At 67.4% G+C, this 13,675-nt stretch carries 26 protein-coding genes; 23 read left to right on the top strand and 3 right to left on the bottom strand.

The annotated features are described in order from the left end of the window. Nucleotides 1-196: 196 nt before the first annotated feature. Complete coding sequence (locus ACFY8O_RS04875; protein ID WP_387898848.1) at nucleotides 197-622, bottom strand: ATP-binding protein; 426 nt, start codon at nucleotides 620-622, stop codon at nucleotides 197-199. Between the two features lie 166 nt (nucleotides 623-788). Between ACFY8O_RS04875 and ACFY8O_RS04870 the strand changes: the two genes are divergently transcribed. Both ACFY8O_RS04870 and ACFY8O_RS04865 read left to right on the top strand, forming a co-directional pair. After that, the gene (locus ACFY8O_RS04870; RefSeq protein ID WP_145804053.1) at nucleotides 789-1,673 is read left to right on the top strand and encodes a helix-turn-helix domain-containing protein; all 885 of its coding nucleotides are present in this window, start codon (nucleotides 789-791) and stop codon (nucleotides 1,671-1,673) included. After that, entirely contained in the window at nucleotides 1,670-1,873 is a 204-nt protein-coding gene (locus tag ACFY8O_RS04865) for a DUF397 domain-containing protein (RefSeq protein WP_145804051.1), read from the top strand. Before ACFY8O_RS04870 ends, ACFY8O_RS04865 begins: the two co-directional genes overlap by 4 nt. Before the next feature lie 15 nt (nucleotides 1,874-1,888). Here the strand turns inward: ACFY8O_RS04865 and ACFY8O_RS04860 are convergent, their stop codons facing one another. Both ACFY8O_RS04860 and ACFY8O_RS04855 read right to left on the bottom strand, forming a co-directional pair. Then, complete coding sequence (locus ACFY8O_RS04860; protein ID WP_387898844.1) at nucleotides 1,889-2,353, bottom strand: GNAT family N-acetyltransferase; 465 nt, start codon at nucleotides 2,351-2,353, stop codon at nucleotides 1,889-1,891. 12 nt (nucleotides 2,354-2,365) lie between these two features. Continuing rightward, nucleotides 2,366-3,283: a hypothetical protein gene (locus ACFY8O_RS04855; protein WP_387898841.1), complete on the bottom strand. Its 918-nt coding sequence runs from the start codon at nucleotides 3,281-3,283 to the stop codon at nucleotides 2,366-2,368. Nucleotides 3,284-3,801: 518 nt separating this feature from the next. Here ACFY8O_RS04855 and rpsJ point away from each other — a divergent pair. The 21 genes from rpsJ to rplO all read left to right on the top strand — a co-directional run bounded on the left by rpsJ (nucleotide 3,802) and on the right by rplO (nucleotide 13,473). Beyond that, the gene (gene rpsJ, locus ACFY8O_RS04850) at nucleotides 3,802-4,110 is read left to right on the top strand and encodes a 30S ribosomal protein S10 (protein ID WP_003948644.1); all 309 of its coding nucleotides are present in this window, start codon (nucleotides 3,802-3,804) and stop codon (nucleotides 4,108-4,110) included. Between the two features lie 13 nt (nucleotides 4,111-4,123). Next, the gene (rplC, locus tag ACFY8O_RS04845; RefSeq protein WP_014047781.1) at nucleotides 4,124-4,768 is read left to right on the top strand and encodes a 50S ribosomal protein L3; all 645 of its coding nucleotides are present in this window, start codon (nucleotides 4,124-4,126) and stop codon (nucleotides 4,766-4,768) included. A 4-nt stretch (nucleotides 4,769-4,772) separates the two neighbouring features. Then, nucleotides 4,773-5,423 carry a 50S ribosomal protein L4 gene (gene rplD / locus ACFY8O_RS04840; protein WP_014154590.1) on the top strand — a complete coding sequence of 217 codons (651 nt, stop codon included), beginning with the start codon at nucleotides 4,773-4,775 and terminating at the stop codon, nucleotides 5,421-5,423. After that, nucleotides 5,423-5,746, top strand: coding sequence for a 50S ribosomal protein L23 (gene rplW, locus ACFY8O_RS04835; RefSeq protein WP_014154589.1), 324 nt, complete (start codon nucleotides 5,423-5,425; stop codon nucleotides 5,744-5,746). Before rplD ends, rplW begins: the two co-directional genes overlap by 1 nt. A 39-nt stretch (nucleotides 5,747-5,785) precedes the next feature. After that, entirely contained in the window at nucleotides 5,786-6,622 is an 837-nt protein-coding gene (rplB, locus tag ACFY8O_RS04830) for a 50S ribosomal protein L2 (protein WP_056796589.1), read from the top strand. 12 nt (nucleotides 6,623-6,634) lie between these two features. Beyond that, nucleotides 6,635-6,916, top strand: a complete 282-nt coding sequence (gene rpsS / locus ACFY8O_RS04825; RefSeq protein WP_003966956.1) for a 30S ribosomal protein S19 — start codon at nucleotides 6,635-6,637, stop codon at nucleotides 6,914-6,916. A 43-nt stretch (nucleotides 6,917-6,959) separates the two neighbouring features. Beyond that, nucleotides 6,960-7,307: a 50S ribosomal protein L22 gene (gene rplV, locus ACFY8O_RS04820; RefSeq protein ID WP_004571827.1), complete on the top strand. Its 348-nt coding sequence runs from the start codon at nucleotides 6,960-6,962 to the stop codon at nucleotides 7,305-7,307. Beyond that, nucleotides 7,307-8,143, top strand: a complete 837-nt coding sequence (rpsC, locus tag ACFY8O_RS04815; RefSeq protein WP_014047784.1) for a 30S ribosomal protein S3 — start codon at nucleotides 7,307-7,309, stop codon at nucleotides 8,141-8,143. The genes rplV and rpsC overlap by 1 nt, the downstream gene beginning before the upstream one ends. A gap of 5 nt (nucleotides 8,144-8,148) precedes the next feature. Then, the gene (gene rplP / locus ACFY8O_RS04810) at nucleotides 8,149-8,568 is read left to right on the top strand and encodes a 50S ribosomal protein L16 (RefSeq protein WP_014154587.1); all 420 of its coding nucleotides are present in this window, start codon (nucleotides 8,149-8,151) and stop codon (nucleotides 8,566-8,568) included. Further along, on the top strand, nucleotides 8,568-8,792 hold the full coding sequence (gene rpmC, locus ACFY8O_RS04805) for a 50S ribosomal protein L29 (RefSeq protein ID WP_014047786.1): 225 nt from the start codon (nucleotides 8,568-8,570) through the stop codon (nucleotides 8,790-8,792). The genes rplP and rpmC overlap by 1 nt, the downstream gene beginning before the upstream one ends. Continuing rightward, on the top strand, nucleotides 8,792-9,076 hold the full coding sequence (gene rpsQ, locus ACFY8O_RS04800) for a 30S ribosomal protein S17 (protein ID WP_069171155.1): 285 nt from the start codon (nucleotides 8,792-8,794) through the stop codon (nucleotides 9,074-9,076). The genes rpmC and rpsQ overlap by 1 nt, the downstream gene beginning before the upstream one ends. A 100-nt stretch (nucleotides 9,077-9,176) precedes the next feature. Beyond that, the gene (gene rplN / locus ACFY8O_RS04795; RefSeq protein ID WP_003966950.1) at nucleotides 9,177-9,545 is read left to right on the top strand and encodes a 50S ribosomal protein L14; all 369 of its coding nucleotides are present in this window, start codon (nucleotides 9,177-9,179) and stop codon (nucleotides 9,543-9,545) included. Between the two features lie 2 nt (nucleotides 9,546-9,547). Continuing rightward, nucleotides 9,548-9,871 carry a 50S ribosomal protein L24 gene (gene rplX, locus ACFY8O_RS04790; RefSeq protein WP_014047788.1) on the top strand — a complete coding sequence of 108 codons (324 nt, stop codon included), beginning with the start codon at nucleotides 9,548-9,550 and terminating at the stop codon, nucleotides 9,869-9,871. Next, a complete protein-coding gene (gene rplE / locus ACFY8O_RS04785; protein ID WP_145804045.1) occupies nucleotides 9,871-10,428 on the top strand; it encodes a 50S ribosomal protein L5 in 558 nt (185 codons plus the stop codon). The genes rplX and rplE overlap by 1 nt, the downstream gene beginning before the upstream one ends. Before the next feature lie 2 nt (nucleotides 10,429-10,430). Next, nucleotides 10,431-10,616, top strand: coding sequence for a type Z 30S ribosomal protein S14 (locus ACFY8O_RS04780; RefSeq protein WP_003948630.1), 186 nt, complete (start codon nucleotides 10,431-10,433; stop codon nucleotides 10,614-10,616). 222 nt (nucleotides 10,617-10,838) lie between these two features. Beyond that, nucleotides 10,839-11,237, top strand: coding sequence for a 30S ribosomal protein S8 (gene rpsH, locus ACFY8O_RS04775; protein ID WP_014154584.1), 399 nt, complete (start codon nucleotides 10,839-10,841; stop codon nucleotides 11,235-11,237). 21 nt (nucleotides 11,238-11,258) lie between these two features. Next, the gene (gene rplF, locus ACFY8O_RS04770; protein ID WP_069171154.1) at nucleotides 11,259-11,798 is read left to right on the top strand and encodes a 50S ribosomal protein L6; all 540 of its coding nucleotides are present in this window, start codon (nucleotides 11,259-11,261) and stop codon (nucleotides 11,796-11,798) included. Nucleotides 11,799-11,800: 2 nt separating this feature from the next. Beyond that, nucleotides 11,801-12,184 (top strand): 50S ribosomal protein L18, encoded by a 384-nt coding sequence (gene rplR / locus ACFY8O_RS04765; RefSeq protein ID WP_033297607.1) that lies wholly within the window; start codon nucleotides 11,801-11,803, stop codon nucleotides 12,182-12,184. 47 nt (nucleotides 12,185-12,231) lie between these two features. Then, entirely contained in the window at nucleotides 12,232-12,834 is a 603-nt protein-coding gene (gene rpsE / locus ACFY8O_RS04760) for a 30S ribosomal protein S5 (RefSeq protein WP_014047793.1), read from the top strand. Further along, entirely contained in the window at nucleotides 12,834-13,016 is a 183-nt protein-coding gene (gene rpmD, locus ACFY8O_RS04755) for a 50S ribosomal protein L30 (RefSeq protein WP_053682614.1), read from the top strand. Before rpsE ends, rpmD begins: the two co-directional genes overlap by 1 nt. Before the next feature lies 1 nt (nucleotide 13,017). Next, nucleotides 13,018-13,473 (top strand): 50S ribosomal protein L15, encoded by a 456-nt coding sequence (gene rplO / locus ACFY8O_RS04750; RefSeq protein ID WP_014047794.1) that lies wholly within the window; start codon nucleotides 13,018-13,020, stop codon nucleotides 13,471-13,473. The last annotated feature ends 202 nt before the right edge of the window (nucleotides 13,474-13,675 follow it).

Below are 13,675 nucleotides of genomic sequence, written 5' to 3'. Positions count from 1 at the left end.
TGTCTGTGGTTGTCGCCGCGAGCATATGCCCGGCAACCCACCTCAAATCCAGCCCAGTTGCCATATGTCACCCGCGCGAGTGACCGGGGCCGGGGTGGGTCGGGTTGGGGTGGGGAGGGTTCTTCCTTCTCGTACTCACAAGCTTTTGATGCCGTGGGCCACCGGGTCGCGGCCCACCGCGACCCGGTGGGTGCGGTCACCACCTGAGGTCGAGCTCCGCCCAGACGGTCTTACGGGGGAAGGGCCCCGGGGCCACGCCCCAGCGGTCGGCGAGCGCCTCCACGATCAGCAGCCCGCGTCCTGTCTCCGTGCGCGGGTCCGGGGTGACCGTGTGCGGCAGCCGGTCGCCCAGGGCGTCGGTGACCTCGATGCGCAGGGGCCCGTCCTGGTGGACCGCCAGGCCCAGCCGGAAGTCCCGTCCCGGCACCCGGCCGTGGAGTACGGCGTTCGCGGCCAGCTCGGCGACGATCTGCGCGGCAGTCCCCGAGGGCAGACCCCAGGTGCTCAGGTGGGCCACGGTCAGCAGGCGGGCGAGCCGCGCCCCTCGCCTGGTGGGGGAGAGCAGCACGGTGACCTCCCGCACGGGAGCGGAAGATCCGGTTCGGGTGATTTCTGGACTCATGTCACTCAGCGTGGCCATTCGGTGGCTACTCTCGGAAGGAGTGACGCCCGTGCGGAGATTGCTTGTCCGGCTCAGGCCCGGGTCGGTCCGGCCTGTACGCCGCGCACCGGCGCCGGGCCCTGTCGCGGACGAAGCGCGGGGATGAGGCAGGCGGGAGGAGGGGCGGATGGGCGCGGACAGCGGCGGTGCGGGGCGGCCGGGGCGTGCGGCGGAGAGTGCGGACGGCGGTCGCTGGGAGGCCGACCCGGAGGACGATTCCGGTGCGGTGATGAAGGCCGTGGGCCGGCAGGTCAAGCTCTGGCGGGAAGCGGCGGGCCTCCGGCAGGCGGAGCTGGGCGCCGCCATCGGGTACAGCGAGGAGATGGTCTCCTGCGTCGAACGCGGCCGGCGCGCGCCGAAGCCCGAGTTCCTGGACGGCGCGGACCGGGTCCTCGAAGCGGGCGGGAAGATCGCCGCCATGAAGGGGGACGTCGCCGAGGCCCGCTACCCGAAGAAGGTCCGGGACCTGGCCAGGGTGGAGCGGGAGGCGGTCGAGCTCGGCGCCTACGGCAACCACAACATCCACGGGCTGCTACAGACCGAGGAGTACGCCCGAGCCCTGTTCGAGATGCGTCGGCCGGCGCTCTCGCCGGACGACCTCGACCGCTTCGTGTCCGCCCGGCTGGCCCGCCAGGAGATCTTCACGCGAACGCCCCTGGTGACGCTCACCTTCGTCCAGGAGGAAGTCACCCTGCTGCGCCCGCTCGGTGGCCGGGCGGTGCTGCGCCGCCAGCTCGAACACCTGCTGGCGATGGCCCAGTTGAGACACGTCGAGTTCCAGGTGATGCCGACGGACCGGGACGACCACGCGGGGATGGGCGGCGAGGTCCAGCTGCTGAAGCTGAAAGAGGGCACAACGGTCGGCTTCTCGGAGGCCCAGCTCACCACCCGCACGGTCCTCGACCCCAAAGAGGTCCATCTCCTCGAACTCCGGTATGGAATCATCCGGTCGCAGGCTCTCAGCCCACGGGAGTCGCTGGCCTTCGTCGAGAAAGCGCTGGGTGAGACATGAGTCTCCTGTCCGCCGGACATCGTTCCGAGTCCGAATGGTTCAAGAGCAGCTACAGCGGCAGCAACAACAACGACTGCGTCGAGGTCGCCATGTCCCCCCGGGCCGTCCGTGTGCGCGACTCCAAGAACGTGCCGGGTCCTGTGATCGGCGTGTCCGCGCCCGCCTGGGACCGCTTCCTGGAGTACGCCACGGAGCGCTGACCTCTCGGACCGGGCTCAGGACCCTGCGCCGGGCGGCCGGACCATGTACACGTCCACCGGATCCTCCCGCTCCAGGGCGAAGCCGTGGCGCTCGTAGAGACCGCGGGCGGGGCTGCCCTGGAGGACGTTCAGCCGGATCGGCACGCCCCGGGCGTCGGTGCGGGCCAGGAGGCCGGTCAGGACGGCGGTGCCGATGCCCCGGCCCTGGAGCTCCGGGGCGAGGTAGAAGTGCTCCAGCCAGCAGCCGTCCTCGGTCGGCCGCAGGGCGACGCACCCCGCGACAGCGCCGTCCGCCTCCACCATGGAGGTGTGCTCGGGCGTCCAGGCGTCACGCAGCCGCTGCCGCACCCGGTGCTCGTCGTACCGGCCCAGGCGTTCCAGGTCGGGGCGCATCGCCGCGGCCCGTATCTCGACCGCGGTCTCGACGTCCTCGGAGGTGGCCGGCCGCAGACTCCAGCCCTGGACGATGTTCGTGGACATGCCCGGATTCTGTCAGGCGTCCGTGAACAGGTCGTCGGCCGTGGTCGCGCTGAGCGCGCGCACCGTCCAGCGGCCGAGCAGGGCCATGTCGATACAGCCGCAGACGCGGTCGCGTAACTCGTCCGTGACGGCGATCCCACGCCGCTCCAGCACCGTCAGGACGCTCCGCGCCCAGTCCTCGGCCCGGGTGTCGGCGCAGTGGCCGCCCAGGGACTTCGCGCGGCAGGGCGAGGTGCCCGTGGGGGCCATGCCCTGCCAGGCCCGCGCGGCGGTCCCGGTGCCGAGGCCCAGCGCGGTGAGCTCTCCGAAGACGGTCGCCAGGTCCTTCTCCTCGGCCCCGCCCGCACCCCTCAGCGCTTCGGCCAGTGATGCCAGTACCGCCTCGGCCTCCGGCCCGGTGCCATGGGTCATCGCGGACAGTGCGGCCAGCGGGATGTCGCGGGCGGCCTGCGTCGGATCGGCCACCGCGGGGACGTTGTGCGGTCCCAGGACCAGAGGGTGGAAGGTGAGAGCCGCCCAGTGCGGCGGACCGAGGACGAGGGGCCGCTCCGCCCATCGCGCGGTGACCTCGTCAGGGCAGACGATCAGGAGGACGGGTGGCATGCGGTACGCGGCGAGGAGGTGCGCCAGCCGCGAGCGCCAGTAGCTGCGCCTCGCCGGGGACCTCGTCCCCGCGGTCTCCAGGACCAGGACGTAGCCGTCGCCCTCGGCCGGGGCCACCCGGAGCAGGATCTCGAAGCCCGGCGGTCCCACCGGGTCCGGCGTGCGCAGGCCGCTCGGGACGTGATCCGCCTGCGTGAGGCCCGTCGGCAGGAGAGCCGTGGTGACGGGGTCGGTAAAGGGGATGCCCAGCGTTCGCAGCGTTCTGGCGAAGACGGCCGGGTCGTCCTGGAGGACGCGGCGCATCGCCGCGTGCCATGAGCGGATCATGGACCGACGCTAGGGGCCGATGGCCCACGGCATATGCCATAGGGGGCGGAACCGCCCCTTCGCGTGACGCGGCGAACAGCAGGCCGATTGGCGGGCGGGGGCGGGGTGCGGGCCCGCGGGGCGCGCCCGCGTTTGACCGGTCCCTCGCAGGGGGTAAGATCCTCGACCCGATTGGCCAGGCCTGCGGGGCGTATGGCACACTAGCCAGGTTGCTCGGTTGAGTGTCAATGCTGCGCGCCTCCCGCCGGGAGGACCGGAAGCGAGTCCCACAGTACTCGTCGACCCCCAGGGTCGGACGTACGGGAATCTTCCGGGAAGTGCCAGTGGGGCGCTGACCAGGCACCCGGTGGGGTTTCGCCCCCGGCAGCGCGGTTTCGGCCCGCACCCCCTTGGTTGGGAAATCCTTCGGGACTTCTTCGTAGAGGGGATGCGACACGCCCGACCGCGTGGGTCGGAGGCGGAGGCTAAGAGAACTCCCGGGTTCCAGAGCGTTATGAGAGACAGGACTACTAGTAGCCATGGCGGGACAGAAGATCCGCATCCGGCTCAAGGCCTACGACCACGAGGTCATCGACTCCTCGGCGAAGAAGATCGTCGAGACGGTGACCCGCACTGGTGCGTCGGTCGCAGGCCCGGTGCCGCTGCCCACTGAGAAGAACGTGTACTGCGTCATCAAGTCGCCGCACAAGTACAAGGACTCGCGCGAGCACTTCGAGATGCGCACGCACAAGCGCCTCATCGACATCCTCGACCCCACGCCGAAGACGGTTGACTCGCTGATGCGTCTCGACCTGCCGGCGGGCGTCGACATCGAGATCAAGCTCTGAGGTGACGCGCGAGATGGCTAAGAACATTAAGGGCGTCCTGGGCGAGAAGCTCGGCATGACCCAGGTCTGGGACGAGAACAACCGGGTCGTGCCGGTGACCGTCGTCAAGGCCGGGCCCTGTGTCGTCACCCAGGTCCGCACCAACGACAGCGACGGCTACGAGTCGGTCCAGATCGCCTTCGGCGAGATCGACCCGCGCAAGGTGAACAAGCCCCTCAAGGGCCACTTCGCCAAGGCCGACGTGACCCCGCGCCGCCACCTGGTGGAGCTCCGCACCCCTGACGCCAGCGAGTACACGCTGGGCCAGGAGGTCACTGCCGAGGTGTTCGAGTCCGGCGTCAAGGTTGACGTCACGGGCAAGAGCAAGGGCAAGGGCTTCGCCGGTGTCATGAAGCGTCACAACTTCAAGGGCCTCGGCGCCGGCCACGGCGTCCAGCGCAAGCACCGTTCCCCCGGTTCGATCGGTGGCTGTGCCACCCCTGGGCGTGTCTTCAAGGGCATGCGCATGGCCGGTCGTATGGGTAACGAGCGCGTCACCACCCAGAACCTGACCATCCACGCGGTTGACGCGGAGAAGGGTCTGCTCCTCATCAAGGGCGCAGTCCCCGGTCCGAACGGCGGCCTCGTCCTGGTCCGTACCGCGGCCAAGGGGGCTTGAGGTAATGAGCACCATTGACATCCTTTCGCCGGCAGGCGACAAGGCCGGTACCGTCGAGCTCCCCGCGGAGATCTTCGACGCGAAGACCAGCGTTCCGCTGATCCACCAGGTCGTCGTCGCACAGCTGGCAGCTGCCCGTCAGGGCACGCACAAGACCAAGACCCGCGGCGAAGTCCGTGGTGGTGGGCGCAAGCCGTACCGCCAGAAGGGCACCGGCCGCGCGCGCCAGGGTTCGACCCGTGCGCCGCAGTTCGCCGGCGGTGGCGTCGTCCACGGCCCTCAGCCGCGTGACTACTCGCAGCGCACCCCGAAGAAGATGAAGGCCGCCGCCCTGCGCGGTGCCCTCTCGGACCGGGCGCGTCACTCCCGCATCCACGTCGTCACCGGCGTGGTCGAGGGTGGGATCTCCACCAAGGCCGCCAAGACGCTGTTCGGCAAGATCTCGGAGCGCAGCAACCTGCTCCTGGTCGTCGAGCGTGCCGACGAGGCCGCGTGGCTGTCCGCTCGCAACCTGCCCCAGGTGCACATCCTGGAGCCGGGCCAGCTGAACACGTACGACGTGATCGTCTCTGACGACGTGGTCTTCACCCAGGCCGCTTTCGAGTCCTTCGTGTCTGGCCCCCAGACCGCTGAGACCGAAGGGAGCGCCGCCTGATGAGTGAGGCGACCGTTACCAGCAAGACCTACTCGGACCCGCGCGACGTTCTCGTCAAGCCGGTTGTCTCCGAGAAGAGCTACGCGCTGCTCGACGAGAACAAGTACACGTTCATCGTCGCGCCCGGCTCCAACAAGACCCAGATCAAGCAGGCCGTGGAAGCGGTCTTCTCGGTCAAGGTCACCGGGGTCAACACGATCAACCGGCAGGGTAAGCGCAAGCGCACCAAGACCGGTTTCGGCAAGCGCGCCGACACGAAGCGCGCCATCGTGACCCTCGCCGAGGGCGACCGTATCGACATCTTCGGCGGCCCGACCTCCTGACGGAGGTCGAGTCGTCCGGAATCGGACGAGGACTGAGAAATGGGTATCCGCAAGTACAAGCCGACGACCCCGGGCCGTCGTGGCTCCAGCGTCGCCGACTTTGTCGAGATCACGCGGTCCACGCCGGAGAAGTCGCTGGTCCGCCCCCTGCACAGCAAGGGCGGCCGTAACAACGCCGGTCGTGTGACCGTTCGCCACCAGGGCGGTGGCCACAAGCGCGCCTACCGCGTGATCGACTTCCGTCGTCACGACAAGGACGGCGTGCCGGCCAAGGTCGCGCACATCGAGTACGACCCCAACCGCACCGCGCGCATCGCGCTGCTGCACTACGCGGACGGCGAGAAGCGTTACATCGTCGCCCCCCGTGGTCTGTCGCAGGGTGACCGCGTCGAGAACGGGCCGACCGCAGACATCAAGCCGGGCAACAACCTGGCGCTGCGCAACATCCCGGTCGGTACGACCATCCACGCCATCGAGCTGCGGCCCGGCGGCGGCGCGAAGTTCGCCCGTTCCGCGGGTGCCTCCGTGCAGCTGCTGGCGAAGGAGGGCACGATGGCCCACCTTCGTATGCCGTCCGGTGAGATCCGGCTGGTCGACGCCCGCTGCCGCGCCACGATCGGCGAGGTCGGCAACGCCGAGCAGTCGAACATCAACTGGGGCAAGGCCGGCCGTATGCGCTGGAAGGGCGTTCGCCCGACCGTCCGCGGTGTCGCGATGAACCCGGTTGACCACCCGCACGGTGGTGGTGAAGGCAAGACCTCCGGTGGACGTCACCCGGTCTCGCCGTGGGGTCAGAAGGAGGGTCGTACTCGCTCGCCGAAGAAGGCATCGAGCAAGTACATCGTCCGCCGCCGCAAGACGAACAAGAAGCGCTAGGAGCGGGTTTAGATGCCGCGCAGTCTCAAGAAGGGGCCCTTCGTCGACGGCCACCTCATCAAGAAGGTGGACGTACAGAACGAGGCAGGCACCAAGAACGTCATCAAGACCTGGTCCCGTCGCTCGATGATCGTCCCGGCCATGCTGGGTCACACCATCGCGGTGCACAACGGCAAGATCCACGTCCCGGTGTTCGTCACCGAGTCGATGGTCGGCCACAAGCTCGGCGAGTTCTCGCCGACTCGCACCTTCCGCGGCCACGTCAAGGACGACCGGAAGTCGAAGCGCCGCTAACCGCGGGGTGGAAACGACTATGACTTACACCGAAGGGACAACCATGGAAGCCAGGGCCCAGGCGCGGTACATCCGCGTCACGCCCATGAAGGCCCGCCGCGTGGTGGACCTCATCCGTGGCATGGATGCCACGGAGGCTCAGGCGGTCCTGCGTTTCGCCCCGCAGGCCGCGAGCGTGCCGGTTGGCAAGGTGCTGGACAGCGCCATCGCCAACGCTGCACACAACTACGACCACACCGACGCCTCTTCGCTGGTCATCAGCGAGGCGTACGTGGACGAGGGCCCGACCCTGAAGCGGTTCCGTCCGCGTGCCCAGGGCCGTGCCTACCGGATCCGTAAGCGGACCAGCCACATCACCGTGGTCGTCAGCAGCAAGGAAGGAACCCGGTAATGGGCCAGAAGGTAAACCCGCACGGGTTCCGGCTCGGCATCACCACGGACTTCAAGTCCCGTTGGTACGCCGACAAGCTGTACAAGGACTACGTCAAGGAAGACGTCGCCATTCGTCGCATGATGACGAAGGGCATGGAGCGGGCCGGCATCTCCAAGGTGGAGATCGAGCGCACCCGCGACCGCGTCCGCGTTGACATCCACACCGCCCGCCCGGGCATCGTCATCGGCCGCCGTGGCGCCGAGGCCGACCGCATCCGTGGCGAGCTGGAGAAGCTGACCGGCAAGCAGGTCCAGCTGAACATCCTCGAGGTCAAGAACCCCGAGGTGGACGCTCAGCTGGTGGCCCAGGCCGTCGCCGAGCAGCTCTCCTCCCGCGTCTCCTTCCGTCGTGCCATGCGTAAGAGCATGCAGAGCACGATGAAGGCCGGCGCCAAGGGCATCAAGATCCAGTGCGGTGGCCGCCTCGGCGGCGCCGAGATGTCCCGCTCGGAGTTCTACCGCGAGGGCCGCGTGCCCCTGCACACGCTCCGTGCGAACGTGGATTACGGCTTCTTCGAGGCCAAGACGACCTTCGGCCGCATCGGCGTGAAGGTCTGGATCTACAAGGGCGACGTCAAGAACATCGCCGAGGTCCGCGCCGAGAACGCAGCGGCTCGCGCCGGCAACCGTCCGGCTCGTGGCGGCGCTGACCGCCCGGCCGGCCGTGGTGGCCGTGGTGGCGAGCGTGGCGGTCGCGGCCGCAAGCCGCAGCAGTCCGCGCCGGCAGCGGAGGCCCCCAAGGCCGACGCTCCCGCCGCCGCTGCTCCGGCTGAGAGCACCGGAACGGAGGCCTGACCGAAATGCTGATCCCCCGTAGGGTCAAGCACCGCAAGCAGCACCACCCGAAGCGCAGCGGTATGTCCAAGGGTGGCACGCAGGTTGCGTTCGGCGAGTACGGCATCCAGGCGCTGTCCCCGGCGTATGTGACGAACCGTCAGATCGAGGCAGCTCGTATCGCGATGACCCGCCACATCAAGCGTGGCGGCAAGGTCTGGATCAACATCTACCCGGACCGTCCCCTGACGAAGAAGCCCGCCGAGACCCGCATGGGTTCCGGTAAGGGTTCTCCCGAGTGGTGGATCGCGAACGTCAAGCCCGGTCGGGTGATGTTCGAGCTGTCCTACCCGAACGAGAAGATTGCTCGTGAGGCGCTCACCCGCGCTGCTCACAAGCTTCCGATGAAGTGCCGGATCGTTCGGCGCGAGGCAGGTGAGTCGTGATGTCGGCCGGTACCAAGGCGTCCGAGCTGCGCGAGCTGGGCAACGAGGAGCTCCTCAACAAGCTCCGCGAGGCCAAGGAAGAGCTGTTCAACCTCCGCTTCCAGGCGGCGACGGGCCAGCTCGAGAACCACGGTCGGCTCAAGTCCGTCCGTAAGGACATCGCCCGGATCTACACCCTGATGCGCGAGCGCGAGCTGGGCATCGAGACGGTGGAGAGCGTCTGATGAGCGAGAAGACTGTGACTGAGACGAACACCGACCGCGGTTTCCGTAAGACCCGTGAGGGTCTGGTCGTCAGCGACAAGATGGACAAGACCGTCGTCGTCGCTGTCGAGGACCGCGTCAAGCACGCGCTGTACGGCAAGGTCATCCGCCGTACCAACAAGCTCAAGGCCCACGACGAGCAGAACGCTGCAGGCGTCGGCGACCGCGTTGTCATCATGGAGACGCGTCCGCTGTCCGCCACGAAGCGCTGGCGCATCGTCGAGATCCTCGAGAAGGCCAAGTAATCCCTGAGGGGGTCTCCCCTCAGGCCAGTTCCGCCAGGCTCGGCGGGGGCTGCTTCACCGCGGCCCCCGCCGGGAACCGGCAGACGATCAGGAGATAGACGTGATCCAGCAGGAGTCGCGACTGCGCGTCGCCGACAACACGGGTGCGAAGGAAATTCTCACCATCCGTGTTCTCGGTGGCTCGGGTCGCCGCTACGCGGGCATCGGTGACGTCATCGTCGCCACCGTGAAGGACGCGATCCCCGGTGGCAACGTGAAGAAGGGTGACGTCGTCAAGGCCGTCATCGTTCGCACCGTCAAGGAGCGTCGTCGTCAGGATGGCTCGTACATCCGCTTCGACGAGAACGCCGCTGTCATTCTCAAGAACGACGGCGACCCCCGCGGCACCCGTATCTTCGGCCCCGTGGGCCGAGAGCTGCGCGAGAAGAAGTTCATGAAGATCATCTCGCTCGCGCCGGAGGTGCTGTAAGCATGAAGATCAAGAAGGGCGACCTGGTTCAGGTCATCACCGGTAAGGACAAGGGCAAGCAGGGCAAGGTCATCGTCGCCTTCCCCGCCCAGGACCGTGTCCTCGTCGAGGGTGTCAACCGGGTCAAGAAGCACACCAAGGCCGGTCAGACGGCTCGCGGCTCGCAGACCGGTGGCATTGTCACCACCGAGGCCCCGATTCACGTCAGCAACGTTCAGCTGGTCGTGGAGAAGGACGGCAACAAGGTCGTCACCCGCGTCGGCTACCGCTTCGACGACGAGGGCAAGAAGATCCGCGTTGCCAAGCGGACCGGTGAGGACATCTGATGACTGCCACCACTGCGCCGCGTCTCAAGACGCGCTACCGCGAGGAAATCGCCGGCAAGCTGCGTGAGGAGTTCTCCTACGAGAACGTCATGCAGGTTCCCGGTCTGGTCAAGATCGTGGTCAACATGGGTGTGGGCGACGCCGCCCGCGACTCCAAGCTGATCGACGGTGCCGTCAAGGACCTCACCACGATCACCGGCCAGAAGCCCGCCGTCACGAAGGCCCGCAAGTCGATCGCGCAGTTCAAGCTGCGCGAGGGGCAGCCGATCGGCTGCCACGTCACCCTCCGTGGTGACCGCATGTGGGAGTTCCTGGACCGTACGCTGTCGCTCGCGCTTCCGCGTATCCGTGACTTCCGTGGCCTGTCGCCGAAGCAGTTCGACGGCCGTGGCAACTACACCTTCGGTCTCACGGAGCAGGTCATGTTCCACGAGATCGACCAGGACAAGATCGACCGGGTCCGGGGCATGGACATCACCGTGGTCACCACGGCTGCCAACGACGACGAGGGTCGTGCCCTGCTTCGTCACCTCGGCTTCCCGTTCAAGGAGAACTGACCGTGGCGAAGAAGGCTCTGATCGCTAAGGCCGCCCGTAAGCCGAAGTTCGGCGTTCGCGGGTACACCCGCTGCCAGCGCTGCGGCCGGCCCCACTCCGTCTACCGCAAGTTCGGCCTGTGCCGCGTGTGCCTTCGTGAGATGGCTCACCGTGGCGAGCTGCCGGGCGTGACCAAGAGCTCCTGGTAAATCTCCTTCGCCCTTTGGGCGTTGGGAGTACCAGAAGCTCTCGGTAAGTATCTGGTCGGCAGGAGCCCCGCTCTTCATGCCGTAGGCTTGAAGGGTTGGGCGCCTGCCGCCCTGACCGACTTACTACGCCGTAGGTCCCCGCACCGCACCCGTCCCGCCACTGAGTGGGGAGAGGGATGGCGCATACAGGAAACCCCGGCGAGAGAGGCCGAAGGCCAACTCATGACCATGACTGATCCCATCGCAGACATGCTCACGCGTCTGCGCAACGCGAACTCGGCGTATCACGACGACGTCGCGATGCCGCACAGCAAGATCAAGTCGCACATCGCGGAGATCCTCCAGCAGGAGGGCTTCATCACCGGCTGGAAGGTCGAGGACGCCGAGGTCGGTAAGAGCCTCGTCCTCGAGCTGAAGTTCGGCCCGAACCGCGAGCGCTCGATCGCCGGCATCAAGCGAATCTCGAAGCCGGGTCTGCGTGTTTACGCAAAGTCCACCAATCTGCCGAAGGTTCTCGGCGGCCTGGGCGTGGCGATCATCTCCACGTCCCACGGTCTCCTGACCGGCCAGCAGGCCAGCAAGAAGGGCGTAGGTGGGGAAGTCCTCGCCTACGTCTGGTAGTCGGGAACGGAGGAATAGCTCATGTCGCGAATCGGCAAGCTCCCCATCCAGGTTCCCGCCGGTGTGGACGTCACCATCGATGGCCGCACGGTCGCGGTGAAGGGCCCCAAGGGGACCCTCTCGCACACCGTCGCAGCGCCGATCGAGGTCACCAAGGGTGAGGACGGCGTGCTCAACGTCGTCCGCCCGAACGACGAGCGTCAGAACAAGGCCCTCCACGGCCTGTCCCGCACGCTGGTGGCGAACATGATCACCGGCGTGACCACGGGATACAGCAAGGCGCTCGAGATCAGCGGTGTCGGTTACCGCGTCCAGGCGAAGGGCTCCAACCTGGAGTTCGCCCTGGGTTACAGCCACCCGATCCTCATCGAGGCCCCCGAGGGCATCACCTTCAAGGTCGAGTCGCCCACGAAGTTCAGTGTCGAGGGCATCGACAAGCAGAAGGTCGGCGAGGTGTCGGCGAAGATCCGCAAGCTGCGGAAGCCCGACCCGTACAAGGCCAAGGGCGTCAAGTACGCCGGCGAGGTCATCCGCCGCAAGGTCGGAAAGGCTGGTAAGTAGCCATGGCATACGGTGTAAAGATCGCCAAGGGCGACGCCTACAAGCGTGCCGCCCTCAAGCGTCGCCACATCCGCGTCCGCAAGCACATCTCCGGTTCGCCGGAGAGGCCGCGCCTGGTCGTGACGCGTTCCAACCGCCACATCGTGGCTCAGGTCATCGACGACATCGCGGGCCACACGCTCGCGTCGGCGTCGACCCTGGACACGTCGATCCGCGGGGCGGAGGGTGACAAGAGCGCCCAGGCCAAGCAGGTCGGCGCCCTGGTCGCCGAGCGCGCCAAGGCCGCAGGCGTCGAGGCCGTCGTGTTTGACCGCGGTGGTAACCAGTACGCCGGGCGGATTGCCGCTCTGGCTGACGCCGCCCGTGAAGCCGGGCTGAAGTTCTAAGCCCCGGTTCCAACGCACAGCGGACGTAACAGAGAGAGGTAAATCCAATGGCTGGACCCCAGCGCCGCGGAAGCGGTGCCGGTGGCGGCGAGCGGCGGGACCGGAAGGGCCGTGACGGTGGCGCTGCCGCCGAGAAGACCGCGTACGTCGAGCGTGTCGTCGCGATCAACCGCGTCGCCAAGGTAGTGAAGGGTGGTCGTCGCTTCAGCTTCACCGCGCTGGTCGTGGTGGGCGATGGTGACGGCACCGTCGGTGTCGGATACGGCAAGGCCAAGGAAGTTCCCGCGGCCATCGCCAAGGGCGTCGAAGAGGCCAAGAAGAGCTTCTTCAAGGTCCCGCGTATCCAGGGCACCATCCCTCACCCGATCCAGGGCGAGAAGGCTGCGGGCGTCGTCCTGCTCAAGCCTGCTTCCCCCGGTACCGGTGTGATCGCGGGTGGCCCGGTGCGCGCCGTCCTGGAGTGCGCCGGCGTCCACGACATCCTGTCGAAGTCGCTCGGTTCCTCGAACCCGATCAACATCGTGCACGCGACCGTGGCGGCCCTCCAGGGCCTGCAGCGTCCCGAGGAGATCGCGGCTCGCCGTGGTCTGCCCCTCGAGGACGTCGCCCCCGCGGCTCTGCTTCGTGCGCGTGCGGGAGCGGGTGCGTAATGGCTCGCCTCAAGATCACGCAGACGAAGTCGTACATCGGCAGCAAGCAGAACCACCGCGACACCCTGCGTTCGCTCGGGCTCAAGCGCCTGAACGACGTGGTTGTCAAGGAGGACCGCCCCGAGTTCCGCGGCATGGTGCAGACCGTCCGCCACCTCGTGACGGTTGAGGAGGTTGACTGACATGGCGGAGAACAGCCCGCTGAAGGCCCACAACCTCCGGCCTGCCCCGGGCGCCAAGACCGCCAAGACCCGTGTGGGTCGTGGTGAGGCGTCCAAGGGTAAGACCGCAGGCCGTGGTACCAAGGGTACGAAGGCTCGTTACCAGGTTCCGGAGCGCTTCGAGGGTGGCCAGATGCCCCTCCACATGCGTCTCCCGAAGCTCAAGGGCTTCAAGAACCCGTTCCGCACGGAGTACCAGGTCGTGAACCTGGACAAGCTCGCGACGCTCTACCCCGAGGGTGGAGAGGTCACGGTGGCCGACCTGGTCGCCAAGGGCGCCGTGCGTAACAACCACCTCGTCAAGGTCCTCGGACAGGGCGAGATCTCCGTGGCGCTGCAGGTTTCGGTTGACGCCGTCTCCGGCTCCGCCAAGGAGAAGATTGCCGCTGCCGGCGGCACCGTCACCGAACTCGTCTGAGACAACTCGGACAGGGCTGTGGCCTGAACACCCGACCGGGGATGCCTCTCATTTGGGGCATCCCCGGTTGGTCGTTCCTAGGGGGGCATGTCCGCCGGTAAGGTGGCGTGCACTGTTGCTGTGGTAAGACCCGGGCAAGGGCCCGGGATCCTTTGGCTGTTACGTAATCGTCGATCCTCAAGACCGTCACCTCACGCTTTTG

It is taken from the genome of Streptomyces argenteolus, assembly GCF_042902585.1.
In the GTDB taxonomy this organism is placed as follows: Bacteria; Actinomycetota; Actinomycetes; order Streptomycetales; family Streptomycetaceae; genus Streptomyces; species Streptomyces argenteolus.
Note: the sequence above shows the minus strand (reverse complement) of the source record. Positions and strands in the feature narration are given on the sequence as shown.